General features: G+C 52.8%; 18 protein-coding genes. 14 read left to right on the top strand and 4 right to left on the bottom strand.

All coding sequences use genetic code 11. The features are described from left to right. The first annotated feature begins 4 nt into the window (after nucleotides 1-4). The 5 genes from MRBLPE1_RS12675 (at nucleotide 5) to MRBLPE1_RS12695 (ending at nucleotide 4,837) form a co-directional block, all read left to right on the top strand. Entirely contained in the window at nucleotides 5-2,458 is a 2,454-nt protein-coding gene (locus MRBLPE1_RS12675; protein ID WP_364145766.1) for a glycosyl hydrolase family 95 catalytic domain-containing protein, read from the top strand. Nucleotides 2,459-2,553: 95 nt separating this feature from the next. Then, entirely contained in the window at nucleotides 2,554-3,114 is a 561-nt protein-coding gene (locus MRBLPE1_RS12680; protein ID WP_364145768.1) for an NADPH-dependent FMN reductase, read from the top strand. Nucleotides 3,115-3,214: 100 nt separating this feature from the next. Continuing rightward, a complete protein-coding gene (locus MRBLPE1_RS12685) occupies nucleotides 3,215-3,640 on the top strand; it encodes a DMT family transporter (RefSeq protein WP_364145770.1) in 426 nt (141 codons plus the stop codon). Nucleotides 3,641-3,658: 18 nt separating this feature from the next. Continuing rightward, nucleotides 3,659-4,357: a Crp/Fnr family transcriptional regulator gene (locus MRBLPE1_RS12690; RefSeq protein WP_364145772.1), complete on the top strand. Its 699-nt coding sequence runs from the start codon at nucleotides 3,659-3,661 to the stop codon at nucleotides 4,355-4,357. 12 nt (nucleotides 4,358-4,369) lie between these two features. After that, nucleotides 4,370-4,837, top strand: a complete 468-nt coding sequence (locus tag MRBLPE1_RS12695) for a DMT family transporter (protein WP_364145773.1) — start codon at nucleotides 4,370-4,372, stop codon at nucleotides 4,835-4,837. A gap of 55 nt (nucleotides 4,838-4,892) precedes the next feature. Here the strand turns inward: MRBLPE1_RS12695 and MRBLPE1_RS12700 are convergent, their stop codons facing one another. Next, nucleotides 4,893-6,947, bottom strand: a complete 2,055-nt coding sequence (locus MRBLPE1_RS12700) for a beta-galactosidase (RefSeq protein ID WP_364145775.1) — start codon at nucleotides 6,945-6,947, stop codon at nucleotides 4,893-4,895. Nucleotides 6,948-7,105: 158 nt separating this feature from the next. On the opposite strand from MRBLPE1_RS12700, the gene MRBLPE1_RS12705 reads away from it, so the two are divergent. Further along, a complete protein-coding gene (locus MRBLPE1_RS12705) occupies nucleotides 7,106-7,960 on the top strand; it encodes a helix-turn-helix transcriptional regulator (protein WP_364145776.1) in 855 nt (284 codons plus the stop codon). On the opposite strand, the gene MRBLPE1_RS12710 is transcribed toward MRBLPE1_RS12705, so the two are convergent. Both MRBLPE1_RS12710 and MRBLPE1_RS12715 read right to left on the bottom strand, forming a co-directional pair. Beyond that, the gene (locus MRBLPE1_RS12710) at nucleotides 7,957-8,829 is read right to left on the bottom strand and encodes a VOC family protein (protein WP_364145778.1); all 873 of its coding nucleotides are present in this window, start codon (nucleotides 8,827-8,829) and stop codon (nucleotides 7,957-7,959) included. The genes MRBLPE1_RS12705 and MRBLPE1_RS12710 overlap by 4 nt on opposite strands. Nucleotides 8,830-9,163: 334 nt before the next feature. Continuing rightward, nucleotides 9,164-10,354, bottom strand: coding sequence for an acyltransferase (locus tag MRBLPE1_RS12715; RefSeq protein ID WP_364145780.1), 1,191 nt, complete (start codon nucleotides 10,352-10,354; stop codon nucleotides 9,164-9,166). A gap of 188 nt (nucleotides 10,355-10,542) precedes the next feature. On the opposite strand from MRBLPE1_RS12715, the gene MRBLPE1_RS12720 reads away from it, so the two are divergent. Next, nucleotides 10,543-11,520 (top strand): EamA family transporter, encoded by a 978-nt coding sequence (locus MRBLPE1_RS12720; protein WP_364145782.1) that lies wholly within the window; start codon nucleotides 10,543-10,545, stop codon nucleotides 11,518-11,520. A 66-nt stretch (nucleotides 11,521-11,586) separates the two neighbouring features. On the opposite strand, the gene MRBLPE1_RS12725 is transcribed toward MRBLPE1_RS12720, so the two are convergent. After that, a complete protein-coding gene (locus MRBLPE1_RS12725) occupies nucleotides 11,587-12,477 on the bottom strand; it encodes an AraC family transcriptional regulator (RefSeq protein WP_364145783.1) in 891 nt (296 codons plus the stop codon). 125 nt (nucleotides 12,478-12,602) lie between these two features. On the opposite strand from MRBLPE1_RS12725, the gene MRBLPE1_RS12730 reads away from it, so the two are divergent. From MRBLPE1_RS12730 to MRBLPE1_RS12760, 7 genes are all read left to right on the top strand, one after another. Next, nucleotides 12,603-13,433: an amidohydrolase family protein gene (locus MRBLPE1_RS12730; RefSeq protein WP_364145784.1), complete on the top strand. Its 831-nt coding sequence runs from the start codon at nucleotides 12,603-12,605 to the stop codon at nucleotides 13,431-13,433. Then, nucleotides 13,430-14,926: a tagaturonate reductase gene (locus MRBLPE1_RS12735; protein ID WP_364145786.1), complete on the top strand. Its 1,497-nt coding sequence runs from the start codon at nucleotides 13,430-13,432 to the stop codon at nucleotides 14,924-14,926. The genes MRBLPE1_RS12730 and MRBLPE1_RS12735 overlap by 4 nt, the downstream gene beginning before the upstream one ends. After that, a complete protein-coding gene (locus MRBLPE1_RS12740; protein WP_364145788.1) occupies nucleotides 14,919-16,418 on the top strand; it encodes a UxaA family hydrolase in 1,500 nt (499 codons plus the stop codon). Before MRBLPE1_RS12735 ends, MRBLPE1_RS12740 begins: the two co-directional genes overlap by 8 nt. 86 nt (nucleotides 16,419-16,504) lie before the next feature. After that, on the top strand, nucleotides 16,505-17,449 hold the full coding sequence (locus MRBLPE1_RS12745; protein WP_364145790.1) for an aldo/keto reductase: 945 nt from the start codon (nucleotides 16,505-16,507) through the stop codon (nucleotides 17,447-17,449). Between the two features lie 15 nt (nucleotides 17,450-17,464). Continuing rightward, nucleotides 17,465-18,478: a zinc-binding alcohol dehydrogenase family protein gene (locus MRBLPE1_RS12750; protein ID WP_364145792.1), complete on the top strand. Its 1,014-nt coding sequence runs from the start codon at nucleotides 17,465-17,467 to the stop codon at nucleotides 18,476-18,478. A 248-nt stretch (nucleotides 18,479-18,726) separates the two neighbouring features. After that, a complete protein-coding gene (locus MRBLPE1_RS12755; protein ID WP_364145794.1) occupies nucleotides 18,727-20,538 on the top strand; it encodes an ABC transporter ATP-binding protein in 1,812 nt (603 codons plus the stop codon). Next, complete coding sequence (locus MRBLPE1_RS12760) at nucleotides 20,525-22,234, top strand: ABC transporter ATP-binding protein (protein ID WP_364145796.1); 1,710 nt, start codon at nucleotides 20,525-20,527, stop codon at nucleotides 22,232-22,234. Before MRBLPE1_RS12755 ends, MRBLPE1_RS12760 begins: the two co-directional genes overlap by 14 nt. Nucleotides 22,235-22,267: the final 33 nt, after the last annotated feature.

The following is a 22,267-nucleotide window of genomic DNA, read 5'->3' on the forward strand; positions in this document are numbered from 1 at the left end:
ACGGATGCGGCAGCAAAAAGACAACCGAAGCGCCGATAAGCTTTTGATGAATTATCCCGCGTCTTGGTGGCGAAATATGTGGCGCGAAGCGCTACCCTCGGGCAACGGCGTCATTGGCGCATCCGTATTCGGCGGCGTACAGGAGGAGACGGTGCTGCTCAATCATGCCCGTCTATGGCATTGGGGGAGCAAGGATGAGCTGCCGGATGTGAGCGGCACGCTTGCAACGACCCGCAGGCTGATGGATGCCGAGCGATATGCCGAGGCCAGCTGGCAGCTCGCGAATGCTTTAAAGGACCGCGGATACGGGACGAAGCTCGCTTCGAGATTCCCGCTGGCCGCGGTCCGGCTTGTCATGCCCTGCGTCAGTGCCTTTCGCGGGTACAGCAGGACGCTGGCGATGGACAGCGGAGAAGTAACGGTAGGCTGGACGGACGCACAGAGCCGGTATTATCGGCGGCTATTCGTTTCGCGGGCCGATGATGCGGTTGTCTATGAGCTTGGAGGGGACGGGGATGCCCGTGTATCGGGCGAGATCGGTCTTGTTCTTCACCCGAGCGACCGCTGGGCAGATACGCCGGAATTCAAGGAACTCGAGCAAACGATCGAAACCGGAGCGGGCGATGCTTATGCCTGGTTTGCCGGAACGAATGACGATGGAACGGATTTCGGGGCAGTTATGCGGGTCATTCCGGAGGGCGGCAGCATCGAAGCGGAGGGAAGCATGATCCGGTTCGAGGGAGCGAGGCGTCTGCTGGTGCTGGTGAAGCTGTTTGTCCTGGGCGAGCGCTCCACGGACTGGGAGCGGCTGAAGAAGGAATTGGCCGGGCTTGTGGTCGATTCCTCCTACGAAATACTGCTTGAGCGCCATCTCGCCCTTCATCAACCGCTGTACCGTTCAGCCTCACTGGAGCTTGCTGACGCAGACGATGATTTGCGCTCTAATGAACGGCTGCTGTTGGAGGCGTATGAGGGGGAGGCACCGCCAGCGCTTGTACGTAAGATGTGGGCATACGGCCGTTATTTGTTCTTGAGCGGTACCGCGTCTGCGGAAGAGGCCGAGCCTTTCGGCTTGTATGGGCTGTGGGGAGGCGATTACAGGCTGGTATGGAGCCACAATATGGCAAACGAGAATATCCAGATGATGTACTGGCATGCCCATGTTGGCGGTCTGGGCGAGCTCGTCCCTTCCTTATTCCGTTATTATGAGGGATTGATGGATGACTTTCGTGAAAATGCACGCAGGCTGTACGGCTGCCGCGGCATCTATATCCCAGCAGGCTCCACGCCGGGCATCGGTGTTCCTAATCAGATTGTACCAGTCATTCTAAATTGGACCGGGGCGGCTGGTTGGCTGGCCTGCCACTATTTTGAACATTTCCGTTTTACCGGTAATCTTCAATTTCTGCGCGAGACGGCGCTGCCGTTCATGCTTGAGGCGCTGCGGTTTTACGAGGACTTCCTGGTTATGGATGCGGATGGATTTCACAAAATTTATCCCTCCGTATCGCCGGAGAACACACCGCTCAATTTCATGCCGGCGGATGGCAAACCGCTTGCGCATCCGATGCCTACGGCGATCAATGCGACGATGGATGTTGCCATTCTAAAAGAGCTGCTGCAGCACCTAATAGAAGCGAACAGGAAGGTGGGCGGCGATCCGGAGGCGGAGAAGGAATGGAGCCGTATGCTGACGCATTTGCCGGCGTATCGGCTGAATAAGGACGGCGCGGTCAGTGAATGGATTCATCCTGCTTTCGAAGATCGATACGCACACCGCCATCTATCTCATCTGTATCCGGTTTTCCCCGGGCAGGAGGTGACGAAAGAGAGCGACCCGAGCTTGTTCAGCGCGTTTGAAACGGCGGTGCAGCGGCGCGAGATCGGTGCCCAAAGCGGCTGGTCGCTGGCTCACATGGCAGCTATTTATGCCCGTTTTGGAGATGGAGACAGTTCCTTGAATTGTCTGGATATCCTCACAAGATCGAGTCTGCTGCCAAATCTGTTCACGCTCCATAATGATTGGCGGGGAATGGGAGTATCGATGCAAATGCCTGCGGCTCCCGTGCAGTTGGACGCCAATATGGGGTGGGTGAACGCCGTGCAGGAGCTGCTGCTTCAGGTATCGGACCATCTCATTACCTTGCTGCCGGCGCTTCCGGGGCGTTGGAATCGGGGACGTCTGGCCGATTGGAGGTTTCACACGGGCAAAGTGGCGCTATCTTGGAATCGGGAATCGGGCTCGTTCAGAGCGGAGCTAACGGCGGACAGGGATACCGACACAATCGTCAAGCTGCCGGATTGGGCAGGGGCCTGCAGCATAACCGGCGAGGAAGTTCAGCCTTCCCCGCTCGGTCCCGCGTACTTTACGGTGCGAATGAAAAGCGGCGCGCCACCGGTTGTTTTTGAATCTGCCAGGTTTAATGACACGAAATCATACGAAGAAGGCTGCCTATAATCGGCGGCCTTTCTCCGTTTAGGATGAAACAATTGACCATGACACTAGTGTCATGGTTTATAGTGCAGATATTATACAGAAAGCCGGTGATCGGAATGGATCATAAAAGGTTGGTCGTACTTGCAATATCCGGAAGCCTGCGCAAGCAGTCATCCAATTCGCGCCTGCTCTCGGTTATTGAGGGAATGGCGCCATCGCATGTGGAGTTTCGCCAATATGACGGGCTGGCGAATTTACCGCATTTCAGTCCTGACTTAGACGGTGACGAGTCTGAACGGAATAAGGCTGTAGAAGAATGGAGGGAACAGCTGCGCGCTGCGGATGCGGTCATGATCTGTACGCCGGAATATGCCCGCGGCGTTCCGGGATCGCTCAAAAACGCGCTGGACTGGATCGTGTCTTCGGGCGAGTTCATGGGCATGCCAACGGCGGCCATAAGCGCTTCTCCGCATCCAGACGGCGGCAAAGAAGCGTTGGCATCGCTGATGATGACGCTCAAAATGATGAGTGCGGACATTCCGGATGAAGCTTCGCTGGCTGTTCCGTTCATAGGCACGAAGCTCGGAAGCGACGGCAGCATAAAGGATGGAAATATCGCATCAATGCTGCTCAACCTCATGCAGGCACTTTTACAGGCGGTTCGAGAGAAAAAATAAGTGATTCCGTAAGTTTTGGTTACGCGAGGACATATGTCCTTTCCGAAGCACTTGATTCTATCCTTTAATAAGGTATAAGTCTTGCTAAAGGAGAGAAAAAATGAAAGGGAGCTTATTTGCTTTCATAGGCGGAGCTTTAATTACGCTGCAAGGAGCAGCCAATTCCCGGATCAGCCAGGATATCGGAACTTGGCAAGCCGCGATGATTACCCAATTGACCGGATTTATAACGGCGCTGCTTATCCTGCTGCTTATCCGTGATGGAAATTGGCGAGAATTTAAGCAGGTGAAGCCGCTTTATCTCACCGGAGGCGCCTATGCAGCGGTCATTATTTTCAGCAATGTGACGGCGATACATCAAATTGGCGTAACCTTTACGATAGCCGCCGTGCTGATTGCCCAGCTGTGCCTAACTTTTTTGATCGATGGAAACGGCTGGTTCGGCGTGGCCAAGCAGAAGATGAGACTGCCGCAATTCATCGGTTTGGGGATGATGATGGCCGGTGTGGTGATCTTAAAATTTTGACAGAGGTGAAGCCGACGGATGAAAGAAATCCACGATCATGCGCAATTAAATGATTTTTTGCATGCCCATCGAATCGAAGACGTATTCCATGAGCCGTTAAGGCCCTATTTGTCGCTGTACAGCTTTGAGCCGGGCGAGCCCGTATGCGCCCAAGGTGAACCTGCGCAGTATTTGTACGTGCTTGTCAAAGGAAAGATAAAAATCTATAACACCTCGGCAGAAGGTAAAACGCTCGTTATTTCCTTCAAGACGCCGCTTGAGGTGATCGGCGACATCGAATATATACAGGAAATCGACACGATCAACACGGTCGTGGCCGTCTCGCCCGTTTATATGATTGGGATCCATCAGCGCTGGCTGAGAAAATACGGAAGCGATTATTCTCCGCTGCTGCAATTTTTATTGAAAATCATCACGCAAAAATTTTTCATCAAATCCAATTTTATGAGCTTTAATTTGATGTATCCGGTAGAAGTAAGATTAGCGAGTTATTTGCTGTCCGTCTCTTTTGACGAAACGGACGCCTTATTTAGAGGGCAAATCAGCACCTCCCACTTAACGGATGCAGCGAACTTAATCGGAACCAGCTACAGACATTTGAATCGGGTGATCCGGAAGTTTTGCGCAGAGGGTCTGATCGAGCGCAATAAAACGTTTATCCTGGTGAAGGATAAAGAAGGCTTAAGCGCGATGGCCAATCAACCTATCGGCAAATAGGGGGAAATGAGTATGGTTTTGGGATTATTATTGGCGTTTACGGCAGGCTCGCTGGTCAGTCTGCAAAATATTTTTAACAGCAAGGTGAATGAACGAGCGGGAGCTTGGGCAACCACAACGTTGGTGCTGAGCCTGGGATTCGCGGCTTCGCTGACTTTAGGCCTCATTTTTGAAGGCAAACAGATGTTTAATTTTCAACACATGCAGCCCTGGTATTGGTTCAGCGGCGTGATTGGCGTGGGCATAGTCATGAGCTTGGTGCAAGGAATGAGGCTGCTTGGTCCGACGTACGCTGTCTCGATCGCTTTGACCTCGCAGCTCGGATTGGCTTTATTGTGGGATTCATTTGGCTGGCTGGGCTTAGAAAAGGTTCCTTTCACGTTCACCAAGCTGATCGGCGTGCTGGCTATCGCCTGCGGCATTCTGGTATTTAAATTAAGCGGCAGCCGGGAATCCGCGAAGGCGGCTAAAATGACTTAAAGCTGCAGAAAAAAACAGCCAAAGCTCAATACGAGCTTGGCTGCGCAGTATGGCATTAACTTAAAACAACAACGCCGTAGCCTTCGAGCGTTACGCTGCCGCTAAGGTTGTTGCCAGTAAGCAGATCATTTTTTTGTTCGCTAAGCGTTATCGCAGCAGGCTGCTCGCTGTAGTTGAGCAGGAAGTAGAGCGGTCCGTCCTCGTCCTCGCGAATCGTCAGCTCAACGCTCTGCGGAAGCGTCAGCCAGCCGGCTGCCGGGGAAGCAAGGCCAAGCCGGTCAATGATTTGTCCTGCCGAAGCTTCGTTAAATACGGCGCCGAAGTACCATGCCTGACCTTCGCCAAACGCATTTTTCGTTACCGCAGGCTTGCCGGCATAGTAGTCGGAAGCATAATGGGCGACCACCTCGACCGAATCGTTCTCCACATAAAGAATATCATTGAAGGAATCCGCGCCTGTCAGCGCTTCATCTCCGCCGCTCCATTTCATCGAGGTCGCGGCACGCGTGCCCTTGACCATCGTAAACTCCTCTACGGAAATGCCGCATAATCCCGCAGCCGCTCCAGGGAAAGGACGCATGTAGCAGTGTCCGTGCTCATCTTTATAGCCGGTCCGGCAGCCGAAAATAATAATGCCGCCTTCACGTGTATATTGCTCCAGCAGTGCCGCCGTTTCATCGCGCATAATGGCAGGATGCGGGTAGACGAGCACCTTGTAGCGCTTCAAATCCTCGATGGTTGTGCCGCTGCGAACATACAGCGTATCGCTTGGAATATGCCGATGGTTGAGCGCTTTAAACCATGACTTGCCGCTTTGCCATGAGAACGGGCCATGCCATACATCATATTCGCCGTCCCACTCGTTATCATAGTCGCGCAGCAGCGCGATCTCAGCCTTGAAGCGCGTATTCGCGATCCGATTGCCTGCTTGCGCAAGCTCGGCCCCGATTTGTCCGGCCTCCCGAACGCGGCGGTTCGGTCTATTGTGGTAATCATTGATGCCATGCCAATAGATTTCATTGCCGAACGTGGCCGTCCGCCAACGGAAATATAGCACCATGTTAGCGCCGTGGGCTATGGATTGGTACGTCCAGAGCCGCATTTGTCCCGGCTTGGGAGACGGCATATCCATTCGGTTCACCCAGCCGCCCGGACCCGATTGCTGCTCCATGATGGCGAAGTTCGGCGAGATGGAGCGAACCGCGCCGAGCGTCTGGCTCCAGCCCCGGTCAGCAAGCGGATTTTCTTCGTTTTTATCATAATAAATCGTAGAGAATTGCGGATAAGAATCGTAGCTGAAGAAATCAAGCAGCTCATCGTTCATCCGGTGGCTGTCCAAGTGGCCGAATAAGCCGTTTGTCGTTACCCAGTGATCGGGCGCAACCTCGCGCAAAATATCGCTCTGCACCTTCGCGTATGAAATCGTGTTATCGGAAATAAACCGTTTTTCATCAAGCGCCTGATGCGGATTAGGCTGCTTCTTGGCGGGTGTTGGACGAGGCAGAAATACCTGCTCCCAATCCGTATAGGTTTGGCTCCAGAAAACGGTGCCCCATGCCTCATTCAGCTTGTCCAGCGTGCCGTATTTCTCCTGCAGCCATACGCGGAAGGCGTCATGATCGGCAGGCGCGTAAAACTCGCTGATTTCGCAATTGAATTCATTATCAATCTGCCAGCCGATCACCGCGGGATGATTTTTATAGTGCTCGGCCATTTGACGCGTGATAATCGCGGACAGCTCGCGGTATTTTTGGCTGCTGTAGTTGTAATGGCGGCGCAGGCCGTGGTGAAGCGTTACGCCATCCTGCGAGACATTCAGCACCTCGGGATATTTATGGGTAAGCCATGCCGGCGGTGTTGCCGTCGGCGTGCCGACGATAACCTTAAGCCCATGCTTATGAGCGAGGTCAAGCGCACGGTCAAACTTTTCGAACGAAAACACGCCTTCCTCCGGCTCAAAAATCGACCATGCAAATTCAGCCACGCGAATGATCGAGAAACCAAGCTCGCGCATGCGGCGGAAATCATCCTCCCATAGCGATTCTGGCCAATGCTCCGGGTAATAACAGGTGCCTAGACGAAATTCTTTTAACGCATCAATCGTCTTCATTAACTGTTCCTCCTTGGGGACGGGATATAGATCATGCGAATATATTGCGAATACTTACTCTCTTTATTCATTTTAAAATCAATCATAGTAACCGTAAATGACAATATAATGCGATCCATGATACAATATTGCGAACTTCAATAAGGAGGGATGCAGCGATGCGAGAGCACTATATCGTGCCAAGCCCGGCTTTTCCCCAGTATGTATGCTACCCCGATATGTTCGGCCGATATAATGCGTTCCCGCAGCATGCGGAGCGGAGAGAGCTGGGTCAGCTGAAGCATTATAACTTGCATCTTATTTTTGAGGGAAGCGGCTATTTGATCAACGGAAGCGGCGGCGAGCGGCTGCAGCTGCGGGCAGGCGACGGGTTTTTGTTTCCGAAGCATGCTTTTCAGCAGTACGGCTCGAGCGAGGAGGAGCCTTGGGATGTGCGGTGGATTCACTTTGAAACGCAAATTCCGCTCCCGATGCTCAGAGAGGCGGATGAAACCGGAGGCTGGCTGTTTACGTTTTCCAACCGTGAGAGGTTCAAGGAGCTGACGGAGGAAATGTATGGGCTTTGCAGCCCTTTCGAGACCGGCAATGAGCCGCGATTATCGGCCTTGCTATATGAAATTCTAGTGGAGCTCGTGCAGCATTCCGAACGGCTGGAAGGCTCTTCCGCTTTGGAGAAGCAAAATGCGATACGGGTAGCGGCCGATCAGATACGGCACAAATGCGCGGAGTCATGGAGTCTGGAGCGGATGGCGGCGCTGGCCGGCTACAGCCATTTTCATTTTCTAAGATTATTTCAGCAGGTCATGGGAAAAACGCCGAACCATTATGTCACGGAATGCCGCATCGATGCGGCGAAGCTGCTGCTGGCGACAACGGCATTATCCGTGACAGAGGTCGCGGCGCGGTGCGGGTACGCGCAGGCGAGTTATTTTATACGTGTGTTTCGTTCATCCGAGGGGGTTTCGCCCAAAATATACCGAACCATTTACGGACAGGGAGCTATGCTGCATTAACCGTTTTTGACGGTCGCGTGGATAGCAATGCCCGAAGGATCGTGAACCACGAATGCATTGCCTTGCGACGCGGCTTCTACGCCTTCGCTGCGCAGCTGCTCCAGCCAAACTTCGCGTGAAGCGGCATTCGGGAACGCGATGGTATAATAAGACAAGCCCACTGTATTCGCCGGCGGCAAAACAGCACCGACGCCTGCCCAAATGTTCATTCCGATATGATGGTGGTAGCCGCCGGCCGAGACAAATACGGCAGACATCTGCGCATAGTCCCCAACCACGTCAAAGCCAAGCTTGCCCTCGTAGAAGGCTCTCGATGTACGCAGATCGCCAACATGAAGATGGATATGCCCAATGACCGTACCTGTCGGCAGGCCGCTCCATTCTTGTCCTTCGCTCTCTGCGAGCAAGCTCTCCCAATCCAGCGGATCGGATGCCATCACGTAGTTGCCGCCTGCATCCTTCTTCCACTGGTCGCGCGGACGGTCCCTATAAATCTCGATGCCGTTATTATCCGGATCGGCAATATAAAGCGCCTCGCTGACGAGATGGTCCGCTTGCCCGATATGAATGCCGCTGCGAATCAGATTGCGCAAAGCAAGCGATAAAGAAGGACGATCCGGAAGCAGGATGGCAAAATGGTAAAGTCCCGCGTTGGAGCGTCTCTGCGGCACGTCGGCACCCCGCACTTCCTCCAGCACAAGCAGCGTTTGTTCTCCGTCAGCCGTAAATGAAACCTGGCGCTTTGCCTCATCAAGCCGAAGCACCTTTAATCCGACCGTTTCCTCGTAAAATAGAATCGATTTCTCCAATTGGCTAACCTTAAGCTTCACCTCGCCGAGCGAGATATGCGGATCTAAAATTGCAGACATGGTAACTCCTCCTCTATATAGGTGTGAAGCATCCCTGCTTCGCAAGCTGTAAGCCTCCAAATAAACTCCTATGGTTATAGGATGTACAAAATACTGGAAAAAACCCAATCGAGATTCCGTACTATAAAAGCATACCGAGTATCATGCTTATATTTAGCCGTCATGCGCTTGATCAGGCGTGGATTTATCGTATCACACTTATTTATTTTAATAAAGTAACTTATTAAAAGTAATTAACTTATTCCATTAGAAAGAGCAGAAGACGGTATCGCGGGCCTCCTAATAAAAAAAAGAGCCGTCTGCGCTATTGAAAGCGATCGGACGGCTTTTTGCTTTACGCATCGATCCCCGGCTTCGTCTGAACGGGTAACGCAGGCCGATTTTTCTTTGCGGGAAGCGGACCGAACAGCAGCCAGTGCCACTTGAATCTCGCGCTAAACGATACGATCGCCCAAGGAACAAGCAGCGCGATGAAGAATCCTCCTGCCGCCCAAGCGTGGTACAAAATCGGATCGCCGCTCACGCTCGTATTACGGTATAAATACAAGATTAAGGGATGTACCAAATAGATCCCAAAAGAGGTCGCGCCAATATGAAGGAGCGCCCTAACGACCTTTTTGTTCCAAAGCGTATAAACCCAGTAAGCGATCTGGAGGAGCAGAATTCCTGCCGTAACGCAGCGAATCTCATCGATGATTTCCAGCAGATTCGTATTAATAACTTTTATCGTGTATAGCCGGTTCTCGTAATAAAAATAGAATAATATCAGGCTTGAGGAGAGGAACAGCACCCAAAGCGTTATCGCTGCCGCAATTTTTTGCGGCGTAATATTCGTTCTGGCGAGGTTGATCCATGAAGATAGCTTCATATAATGGATGCCGATAAACGCGCCTGCCGTAAAATAGAACATATAGGTAAAGCAATAGCTTCCGGGGCTTTTCAAATGAAATTCTCCGATTACTTTATAAATAAACAGCCACTGCACGAGCAGCCCTATCCAGGCAATATGCTTGCCGAGCGCGGGAAACCGTTTGACGGCATACAGCATGAGCGGCGAGAGCGCGTAAAATTGAATAATAATAACGACGAAATAAAGATGCGTGTATGTTTTCCCGAAGACGAGCATTTTGAGAAATTTCTCCGTCGTAAAATAACCGATAAACGCCTGCAGGTCAACAAACCCGAACTGCGCGAATCTCGTTAAGCCAAAATACAAAAAAGAAAATAGAAGAAAAGGGATTAAAATTTTGGACATTCGTTTCTTGTAAAACTGTCCGATGGTTTTTGCCGTAAAGGGCTTGTCATAGTAGTTGTAGAACAGCACGAAGCCGCTTAAAAAAATGAAAACGGGAACCGCGAATTTGGATACGGTATTCAGAAAAACGTAAAGCGGATAAAGCGTGGCATGATGATCATAGTTCGCTACGATCGCCGATGTGGCATGAATCATGATGACCGCGAGAATACCGAATGTTCTAACGATATCGAGCTCGGGCAGATACGGTCTCTTTGCAGCTTGTGCCATGAAAATCCCCTTATTTTTTATAAGATGCGAACGCCTGCTTGAGTTCAAGGAGAGGCCTATACCGTTATTATAAGGTTAGGGGTAATTTCAGCCAATACTTTTATTTTTAACCAACCGGAAGGATTCCATTGCCCTATTGGGTAAAGACAAATGAAGCTTAGATTGATATGATAGGTGCGATTATGTTTATGGCAGGAAAGGAGCGTTTTGCCCAAATGTGGCTTACTTATTCGGTGTTTGCCGCCATTTTCTTTGGTTTACGAGGCATTCTGTATCATTGGTCAAGTCAAAAGCCGCTTAACCGGAATCTTCTGTTATGCGGCACTTTTAGCATGGGAGCCATCGTAAACGGGATTTGCGCGCTCGTCTTCTCGTCAGATTGGACAATAGCGGCTTTAATCGGAATACAAATGGGATTGTTTTCTTTCGGTGCGAATGCGAGCATGTTCAAGGGCTTTGCGGTTGGCAAGGCATCGTTAGTGGCCATATTAACGGCACTGCCTTCGGTTGTAGTCGTCATTGTTGCTTTTGGGTTATGGCAGGAGAAGCTCCATGCCATGCAGCTCATCGCTTTTGTCGTCATTATTGGCGGCGTGCTGCTGGTTCGCCTGTCAAACGATATCTCGCTTCGAAATTTGCAGGGAGCGCAGTGGGGCCTGCTGGCGATGCTGCTGTTCGCGGCAAATGATTTGTCGGGCAAATGGTCCACGCTGATGGAGGCGGATATATTCCCGACGATGTTTTTTATGTTCGTAACGGGAACGGTTTGCTTTGGTTTATGGTGGCTGCGGGATTTGCAAAGCGAGCGGGGCAGCCGATCGCTGGCGGTTCAAACCTCGGGCACGGCAGGGGGCGAGGTACGTGTTTTGCAGGTTTCCTCCATTGGCGCAGGCAAAGCGGCTGCATACGGAGCGGCATGGAGCGGCAAACGCACATACCTCGTTGGTTTGGCTGTAGGCATAACGAATGCGGTCGGCATGATGTTTATTTTGACGGCATTTGATCTCGGCAAAGCCGGACTCGTATCGGCAGTGACCGCGCTTAATGTACTGATCGTACTGCTTTATACGCGCTTTGTCGTGAAGGAACGCTTTACGCCGGCAGAGGTCACGGGGATCTCGCTTGCGTTCGCGGGTATATTGCTGATGAGGCTGTTCGGAGCGTAACGATAAAAAAGGGCTCGCCTAAAGGTCATTGACCTCTGGGTGGGTCCTTTTCGTTTGATGCGAATATCAATTATCGCTCCTTTTGTAATGCGAGGGAGTCATGCCTGTTAGTTTCTTGAACATACGGTGAAAATGCGGAAGGCTTTCGAAGCCGCACTGCTCCGCGATGCCGTCGATATTGGCATCGCTCTCGACCAGCAGCTCCTTCGCGCGGATAATCCGTTTGGTCGTGACATATTCCGTAACGTTCATGCCGGTCAGCTTCTTAAAGACACGGGAGAAATGCGAAGGCGTAACGGATGCGCGTTTAGCAAGCAGCGACAGGCCGAGAGGGCTGCCGGGATGCCCGTCGATATAGGCCAGAATCGCTGTCATCCAGCCAGGTGCAGAGGCGGATACGGCGGTTTGGCCTTCTTCTGCAGGATGAAGGGTGCGGCCGAGCAGCAGCAAGATTTGCTGAAGATGAAGAAGAACGGCCTGGCGATAGCCTGGCAGCTTCTCGGTTTCCTCGTTATGGATGCGATCGATTAAGGCGATCATCTGCTGTTTATCGTCCGCAGCGGCTGCCGGCAGCTTGTAGGCTTTCCGGCGTTTGGCTTGCTCGAAGCAGCGTAAATAGGAGAAGGCGTCACCGAGCGGCGGGCTATGCACGAGCGATGCGTTAAAAAACAGCGCGGTTGATGTCTTCGGATCATCCGGGTCGGGGAAGGAACGGTGAATCGTATTGCCGGGAATTAGGAAGACGTCGCCGGGTACGGCATCATAAAAGGTTTGATCGATAAAAAAGGTTCCTTTGCCGCTATAAATATAGACGAGCTCATACCAGTCATGAAAATGGTCGGGCAGCTCGTTCTGCGCGCTTTTGGTATCCCGATAGACGCATTCGAATGGAAACGGGGTCAAGGCGTCGAACCTTTTCCGATACGGATTCATAGGCGTTACCTCATCTTTTGTCATTTGTCAGCCTGATTGTAGCAAATATCAAAAAAGAGTACAAATATGCGATAATTGATTATTTCAGACATCGATATTGTTTTTTATAATAAAGAGGAAGCTAATCTGCTAGAAAAGAGGCGGAAGAGATGAGATTGGATGCGCATCAGCATTATTGGAGCATAGAACGCGGGGATTACGGCTGGATTACACCGGCGATACCGGTGCTGTACCGGGATTTTTTGCCGCAGCATTTGGAGCCTCTTCTACATAAACATCAGCTGGACGGAACGATTGTGGTACAAGCGGCGGCGACGCTTGCGGAGACTGATTTTTTGCTGGCTTTGAGCGAGACGGAACCGACGATTCGGGGTGTCGTTGCGTGGCTGGATTTAGCAGACCCTGACTATCGGATTAACTATGAACGGTTTGCGAAGCATCCTAAATTCGTAGGCTTTCGCTTGATGATACAGGAGATGCCGGATGCAAACGCGATACTTGCGCCGGCATATGTGGAAGCGCTCGCTTTTTTTGCGGAGAAGGGCGTGCCCGTGGATTTGCTGGTTGTATCGCATCAGCTGGAGCCATTAGTAAAGCTGCTGGATCAGGTTCCTGACCTGCATGCCGTCATTGACCATATCGCCAAGCCGCGAATCAAAGACGGGGTGCTGGAGCCATGGAAAGAGCAAATGAGCCAAATCGCGGCCCATCCCGGGATTTATTGCAAGCTTTCCGGCATGGTGACCGAGGCGGATCACAATAACTGGGAGCCGGCGGCGTTCAAGCCTTACATCGGGCATGTGCTGGAAGTATTCGGACCCGGGCGAGTGATGTACGGCAGCGACTGGCCGGTAAGCTTGCTCGCGGCAAGCTACGACGAGGTGGTTTCCGTGCTGGAGCAGGCTCTGCCGGAGACTTGGCCGGAAGAGGATCGTGAGCGGCTGTTCGGACTAAATGCAAAGGAGTTTTACCGCATATGACAACTTTAAACCATAAACAGCTTAACGAGGAGCAAGCCGTATTATACGGCGAAATGAAGCAGGCGAAGATAACGGTGCTGCAGATCGGAGAGGGTAACTTTCTGCGCGGCTTCTTTGACTGGATGCTTCATGAGTGCAGGAAGCAGGGACTATTCGAGGGCAGCATCGCGGTAACGCAGCCGCGCCCTGGCGGGAAGCCGAAAATTGACGCGCTTGCAGGCCAAGACGGGTTATATACGCTGGTCATCCGCGGCTTGGAGAACGGGGTGAGCGTGCAGCGGACCGAGGTGATCTCCGTATTTGGCAGCGTGTTCGATCCTTATTCCGAATGGGAGAGCTATCTAGCCTTGGCCGAAAATGCCGATCTTCGGATCGTCGTCTCCAATACGACGGAGGCGGGACTCGTTTACCGGCCGGAGGAGCTTGCGGAAGGACAGCCGATACTGTCGTTTCCCGGCAAGCTGACGAAGCTGCTTCACCGCAGGTTCACTCATTTCAACGGCGATCCGGAACGCGGACTCATTTGCCTGCCTTGCGAGCTGCTCGAGCGCAACGGCGACGAGCTGCGCAGCTGCATTTTGCGTTACAGCGAGGATTGGGGGTATTCGGAGGATTTTAAGGATTGGGTTATCAAGCATAACCGGTTTTTGAATTCGCTGGTGGACCGAATCGTAACCGGTTACCCGGACGAAACGCAGGCGGAGGCCTGGTTTGGCGAATGGGGCTACTCCGATCCGATGCTGACGACGGCGGAGCCTTATCACCTATGGGCAATCGAGGCGGAGCCGGAGCTTGAAGAACTGCTGCCGCTGCGCAAGGCGGGGCTGAATGTTCATTGGGTGAAGGATTTGAAGCCGTTTCAGCTGCGCAAGGTCCGTATCCTAAACGGCGCCCATACGCTTATGACGCCGCTTGGGCTGCTTCATGACATTGAGCAGGTGAGAGAGGCTATGGAGCATGCCGTGCTTGGTCCGCTCGTGCGGAATACCGTGGAGACGGAGATTATCCCTTCGCTATCCATCGCCGAGGAAGAACTGAAGGCTTACGCGGGGGATGTATATGAGCGTTTTCTGAATCCGTTTATCCGCCATAGACTGGCCGATATCGCAATGAACAGCCTCAGTAAATTCAAAGTGCGGCTGCTTCCGTCCCTGCTGCATTATGCGGAAGGCGGCAAGGCGGTGCCAAGCGGTCTTGCCGCCGGGTTTGCCGGCTTGCTGCGGTATTACAAGGTGAGCAAGACGGAAGCCGGCTTTGAAGGCAAGACCTTGAGCGGTGCTTCGTATACGGTACGGGATGACGCTGGCTTGCTGGCGATGATTGCGGAAGTATGGGCGGAGGCGCGGGAGCAGCAATGGCCGCAGGAGAAAACAACCCTGAAGCTGCTTAGCCTAACGGGAGTCTGGGGACGCGACTTGGCGGCCGAATGGCCGGATCTGGTAGCCGCGGTTAGCGTCAATATAACGGAAATGGAGCGGTACGCCAATGAATAACTGGGTTAGATTGCATGAGCAGGACCATGTCGTGATTGCCCTTCAGCCTTTTGCCAAAGGGGATAAGCTTACGCTTGAAGGCGGGACTGTCCTGGAGCTGCAGGATGAGGTGCCGAAGGGCCATAAGGTGCTGACGAGCGTTGTCCGCAAAGGCGAGCATGTGCTGAAATTCGGTTATTCGATTGGCGTGGCGAAGGAAGATCTCATGCCGGGGAGCTGGGTGCATACGCATAATATGGGCACCGGCCTAAAGGGGTTTCTGGATTACTCCTTTGAGCCGACTGCAGCTGAGCAGATCAAGGCGCCGTCGCTTGATGCAGGCCGCACCTTCCAAGGCTTTGTCCGCGAGAATGGGGATGTCGGCATCCGCAACGAGATTTGGATTATCAACACGGTAGGCTGTATCAATAAGACCTGTGAAATTGTCGCGAGAAAAGCAAATGCGAAGTTTGAAGGCCGGGTGGACGGCGTTTATCATTTTGCGCATCCGTTTGGCTGCTCGCAGCTTGGCGATGACCTTGTTCATACGCAGAAGCTGCTGGCTTCGCTGGCGAACCATCCGAATGCGGCGGGCGTGCTGGTGATCGGACTCGGCTGCGAAAATAATCAGGTCGATGCCTTCAAGCGGGCAATCGGCGAGCACAGCCCGGAGCGGGTGAAATTTCTGAAGTCCCAGGAAGCGGAGGACGAGATCGAAGAGGCGCTGGAGTTTGTGGAAGAGCTGGTGGGATACGCCGAGCGATTTAAGCGCGAGCCGGTTCCGGTGTCGAAGCTGAAGCTGGGTCTTAAATGCGGCGGCTCGGACGGACTGTCCGGCATCACGGCCAATCCGCTTGTCGGCGCGGTATCCGACCGTTTGATCGAAGCGGGAGGAACGGCGATTTTGACCGAGGTGCCGGAGATGTTTGGCGCGGAGACGATACTCATGAACCGCGCGGCGGACGAGCGGGTTTTTCATAAAATCGTTCATTTAATCAATGATTTTAAACAATATTTCATTAAGCATGACCAAGAGATTTACGAGAATCCGTCACCTGGGAACAAGGATGGAGGAATCAGCACGCTGGAGGAGAAGTCGCTCGGCTGTACCCAAAAGGGCGGCCATGCGATCGTGCGGGATGTTGTGCCTTACGGGGAGCGCATAACGAGCAGCGGACTCAATCTGCTTGAGGCGCCGGGCAATGACCTTGTCTCGGTAACGGCCTTATCCGCGGGAGGCGCGCATATTGTGCTGTTCACGACAGGAAGAGGAACGCCGTTTGGCGGGCCCGTGCCGACGGTGAAAATTGCGACGAACAGCGAGCTGGCTGGACGGAAGAAGAACTGGATCGATTTTAATGCAGGCCAGCTGCTTGAAAACAAGAGCATGGAGACGCTGACCGATGAGCTGTGGGAGCAATTGATCAGCCTCGCATCGGGTGAATCCCAAACGAACAATGAGCGCAACGGCTTCAAGGAAATCGCCATATTCAAGGACGGCGTTATTTTGTAAGAGAGTCTTCATGTTCAGCAGAGGACGGCGGCGCAGCCGGGATCAATGGGATATCAAATAAATTCTCACGTTAGGAGTGGACATTGGTGAAATACCGCAAGCTTGGCAAGACGGGGTTGGAGGTGTCGGCGCTTAGCTTCGGAGCATCGTCGCTGGGGTCCGTTTTTAGGGAGACGGATGACGCAGAAAGCGTGCGTACGGTACACACGGCAGTTGATAGGGGGATTAATCTGATCGACGTGTCGCCTTATTACGGATTAACGAAGGCGGAGACGGTGCTGGGCAAGGCCATAGCGGAGATCGCGCGGGACCGGTTTATTTTGTCGACGAAGGCTGGCCGTTACGGCGCCGATACGTTCGACTTTTCCGAGCAGCGCATCATTGCTAGCGTGGACGAGAGCTTGAAGCGTCTGCAAACGGATTACATCGACATCTTGTTTCTGCATGATATTGAATTCGTGCCGTTCGAGCAGGTAGCCGAGGGGGCATTCCTTGCGCTGGAGAAGCTGAAGCAGGCGGGTAAAATCCGTTTTTCCGGCGTATCGGGGCTTCCGCTAACGGTATTTGAGAAATCGCTCGCTTACACGGAGCTCGATGCCGTGCTTTCTTATTGCCATTATTCCTTGAATGACACATCTTTGCTGGACATCCTGCCTCTGCTGGAGCAGAAGCAGGTCGGTTTAATCAGCGCATCCCCGCTTTCAATGGGCTTGCTTGGCAACCGCGCGCTCGCCGATTGGCATCCCGCAGGCGCCGCGATCCGGGCTGCATGCCGGGAAGCTGCCGCGTACTGCGCGTCCAAAGGCGAGGATATCGCTAAGCTGGCGGTGCAATTCGCAACCGCTAACGAGCGAATCCCGACAACGCTTGTGAGTACGGCTAACCCGGAAAACATCAGCAAAAATATCGAATGGACGGACGAGCCGATCAATGATGAGCTGCTGGCGGAGGTGCTTGCGATTCTGGCTCCGATCCATAACCGGAGCTGGGAGAGCGGACGGGAAGAATACAATACGGGCATTGTCGTATAAAGGGAGAGCTGCAGAGTGAGAGCAATCGTATGTGAGCAAATAGATCAGCTTAAATTAGTGGAGCAGGAAGAGCCTGCGCTGCAGCCGGGTACGGCTGTCGTTCGGATTCGCAGGATCGGCATTTGCGGCACTGATCTGCATGCGTATAAGGGGAACCAGCCTTTTTTCTCCTATCCGCGCGTGCTGGGTCACGAGCTGGCTGGCGTCGTAGAACAAATCGATGATTCCAATGGCATTGTTCGTATAGGCGACCAAGTGAGCATCATTCCTTATATGCACTGCGGCGACTGTATAGCTTGCCGGAACGGAAAAACGAACTGCTGCACGGATATGAAAGTGCTTGGCGTTCATATCGATGGCGGCATGCGGGAGCTCATTGTCGTACCGCTTACGCATTTGCTCGTTACGAACGAGCTGACGCTGGATCAGGCGGCGGTGCTGGAGCCGCTGAGCATCGGCGCGCATGCCGTTCGACGGGCTGCGCTTCAGGCCGGAGAGACGGTGCTTGTCATCGGTTCGGGGCCTATCGGGCTAGGTGTGATGGCTTTTGCCAAGCACCGCGGGGCACGCGTCATCGCCATGGATATCCAAGACGAGCGGCTCGCCTTTTGCAAGCAGTGGGCAAAGGTTGATGAAACGGTAAACGCATTGCATGGCGCTAAAGAGCGGATTGCCGAGTTAACGGGAGGCGAGTATCCAACGGCTGTGTTCGATGCTACCGGCAATGCACGCAGCATGACAGATGCGTTCGGCTATGTCGCACACGGCGGGAGGCTGGTCTATGTAGGGCTGGTCAAGGCGGAGCTGTCCTTCAATGACCCGGAATTCCATAAAAGGGAAATGACGTTAATGGGCAGCCGCAACGCCACGATCGAGGATTTTGCCGCCGTGCAGGAGGCTGTGCGAAGCGGAAGCATAGACGTGAGCAGCTTCATCACGCACCGCGTTCCTTTTGCCGAAATGATCAACCATTTCGATAGCTGGCTGAAGCCGGAATCGAAGGTAATTAAAGCAATGGTGGAATTATAGCCAAGGCATAGCCACTATTATAGAGAGTCCGGCAAAAAAAGGCGTTCCTGCCTTGTGCCGGGCTTTCTACGCGTTTATTCGTCTGCATGACCTTCAGAGCCGGCGCTTGGGCTGCGATCAGGTAGAGAATTTTTATACTAAATTGGTACGTTGACAAAAAAGGGCGGCCGGAATTATGATTGGTAGCTAACTTCCAAAAAATAGGCTTTATTAAAAGGATTAGGTTGAAGGATCAAGGGGGGAAAACGATGTTACAAACAGAGAAGCAAGCTGGCAAAGCCAAGCAAAAGGCGGAGCTGGACGAATCGAGGCGCTCCTATGTCTGGGCGCTCCGGTTTCTGCTGCCCTATAAGAAGCAGATCGCAGCGCTCGCGGCATGCGGCACAATGGCGGTGGCGGGTGAAACGCTGACGCCCAAAATGATTCAATATGTCATTGATCATGTCGTGGTTAATAAGGATACGTCCATGTTTATCGCCATTTTAGCAGCGCTTACGGTTATCAATTTGCTCATGCTTATCGCCAAGAACTTTCGCAACCTGCTGCAGCGGACGATCGGCGAGCTGGCCTCGCGCGACATGCAGACAGCGATCTTCAAGCATTTGCGCAAGCTCGGCTTTGCCCATTATGAACGGCATCCGGCGGGAGAGACGCTGTCGATGTTCAACTCCGAGGTGGCCTCCGTTCAGAAAATTTACCGCAACGTCCTGCCGAGCGTCATCGAAAATTTACTTTTCATAGCCGTGGCAATCGTGCTGCTGCTCAGCATCAGCGGCTGGTTATGCCTCATCATGCTGCCGACATTCGGGCTTTATTATTTATTCGGCCCCTATTTCGAGCGCAAAGCGGCTTTGTACGGCAGGCAATCCGGCCAATCCCGAATCGACTATAACCAAGCGGTATACGAGAGCATATCCGGCTTGCGCGAATTCCGCGCTTTTGGCTCCCAGCCCTGGTACCATGAGCGTACGCTCGGCAAACACAAAAACTGGTCCGATTATTATTTGCTTGCGGCAACGTACAGCTTCGGCAGAGGAAGCTTTCGGCGGTTTACCTTTTATTTGGGCGCAATCGCTTTGTTTATTACCGGCTACTACTCTTTGCAAAATCAGTGGATTACATTAGGCGGCTTTATCGCTTTTACCCTTCTGTACATGACAACGATGTTCCGGCTCACCTTGCTCGTCACGCAGCTTACCGAGCAGAAGCTCATCATCCATCAGACGATTCCGTTGTTCCGGTTCATGCATAAGCCGATTGAAATTGATGACCCGGCCGAGCCGGTCGCTTTGGGCGAGGTGCGCGGGGGACTTGTATTCCATAATGTTCATTTTCAATATCCGGGGCAGCCTTCGGTCATTAACGGCTTCACGCTAACGATTAAGCCTGGCGAGAAGGTGGCATTTGTAGGCGCGAGCGGAAACGGCAAAACGACGATGTTCAAAATGATCGGGCGGTTCTACGATCCGACCGCGGGGACCATCAAGCTCGACGGTGTGCCGATTCAGCATATGACGCTGGAGCGTCTGCGCGAATCCATCGGTTACGTCTTTCAAGAGACGTATTTGTTCGGCTCCTCGGTCAAAGAAAACATTCGCTTCGGCAAACCGGAAGCGAGCGACGAAGAGGTCATCGCGGCTGCAAAAGCCGCGTACGCGCATGACTTTATTATGCAGCTGCCGGAGGGCTACGACACGCTCGTCGGCGAGCGGGGCATGAAGCTGTCGGGCGGACAGAAGCAGCGCATATCGATTGCGCGCATGTTCGTGAAGCAGCCGGCTATTATTTTGCTCGATGAAGCGACCTCATCGCTTGATAATGTAAGCGAATATGAAGTGCAGCGCGCGCTGGATGAGGTGCTGGTGAACCGAACGACGATTGCGATAGCGCATAGGTTGTCCACGGTGAAGCATTTTGACAAAATCGTCGTCATTCATGAGGGACGCGTCGCGGAGGCAGGCAGCTACGAGGAGCTGCTTGAACGGAAAGGGCTGCTGTATGAGCTGGAAAGCGGACAAACGGAAGCAGCGGAAGGGAAGGTCGCGCATGAAGTATCTTAAAATCTTTTGGAGCCATTCGGTTCTGCTGAGGGGCACCTATCTGATTGTGCTGCTCTATCTAGCGCTGGAGTCGGTATCCAATTACACGCTTGTCTATGTCCAAAAAATATTAATCGATGATGTGTTTACGAAAGGGAACTATGAGCTGATGCCCCTCGTAATCGGTATCTTCGGGGTGGCAGGCATCGTATACTCGCTCATGTTTACGGTGACGAGCCGAAGCCTCGTCCGCAATGAATTCGCGGTCAGCCGCTCGCTGCTCTCCCGTATGCTGAAGCGGCTCGAAAATGTCCCGGTCGAGCGGTTTCAAAATGAACGAACCGGCAAATACGTCTATTCGTTTACGCAGGATCTGTTCGTATCGGCGAGCGTAATCGGCTGGCAGATCCCGCGGGGGATGCAGGAGACGCTGAACCTCTGCATTTTGATGGCCATCATCGGCTTCTCCAGTCCCATCCTGCTGCTCATGATCGTAGGGCTTTGTACGATTTATGTAATGATCGGATACTATTTCACGCCGAAGCTGAAAGCGCAGGCCAGACAGGTAGCCGAGAAGCGCACCGCGCTGCTCATTCAAATCGAGGAGGGCGTCGCATCTACGCGCGAGGTGGTCGCCTATCACCGGTTAAAATGGGAAGAGAAGCTGTATAACAAAATGTTTTCGGAATATTTTGACCAGGTCATGATCGAAGCGAAGCTCGTTAACCGGCAAATCCGTTACAGCGATCCGATGAAATGGGGCATTGGTATTCTCGTGCTGGGATACTGCGGCTTTCAGCTGATTCATGATCAGATGTCGATCGGAACCTTCGTTATTTTGTTCCAATTCTCAACGCAAATGTCCGATTCGTTTTATAATTTATTTCAGTTTATTATGGGCATGTCGTCGCAGCTTGCGAATGTGGACAGGGTACAGCGTATTTTGGAGCTGGAACAGAATGAACCCGGTCTTCAGGGCTTGGAGCGCAAAATCGGGCATTTAGCCTTTAACGACACAAGCTTTCGCTATTCGCCGGAGCTGCCTGAGGTGATCCGCGGCTTTACCGCAGATCTGCCTATCGGACGAAAGATCGCCTTCGTTGGGACGAGCGGCGGCGGGAAATCGACGATTGCCCAGCTGTTGGTACGCTTCTACGATGTGTCGCCCGGACTTTTCAAACTGAATGACAGGGATGCCTATACCTATAACCGCGAACAATGGGCCCGGAAAGTAGCGATTGTATTCCAAGACCCGTATATGTTCTCGGATTCGATTCGCGAGAATCTGATGCTCGGACGAGACGGCGTGACGGAAGCGGATATCGAGGAAGCCTGCCGCATTGCGCAGATCCATGACTTTATTCTAGGAATGCCCGACGGTTACGATACGAATATCGGGGAAAGAGGCATTAAGCTCTCCGGCGGACAGCGCCAGCGCATAGCGATAGCGCGCGCGATCGTTACCGATCCGGAAATATTGGTGCTGGATGAAGCGACCTCGGCGCTTGATCTCGAGACGGAGCGCCAGCTGCTTGCATCGCTGGAGGCAAGAAGGGAAGGGCTGACGACGATTATGATCGCGCACCGTCTATCCACGATCGAGAATGCGGACATTATTTTTGTAATGGATCAAGGCGCTTTGGCGGAAACGGGGACCCATAACGAGCTGCTGGCGAGAGGGAAGGTATATCAACAGCTGCTGATGGCACAGCATTAAGTTCAGGTCTCACGGAAGGTGAGACTTGTTTTT

Origin of the sequence: Paenibacillus sp. LPE1-1-1.1 (assembly GCF_040676435.1) — a bacterium.
GTDB lineage: Bacteria > Bacillota > Bacilli > Paenibacillales > Paenibacillaceae > Pristimantibacillus.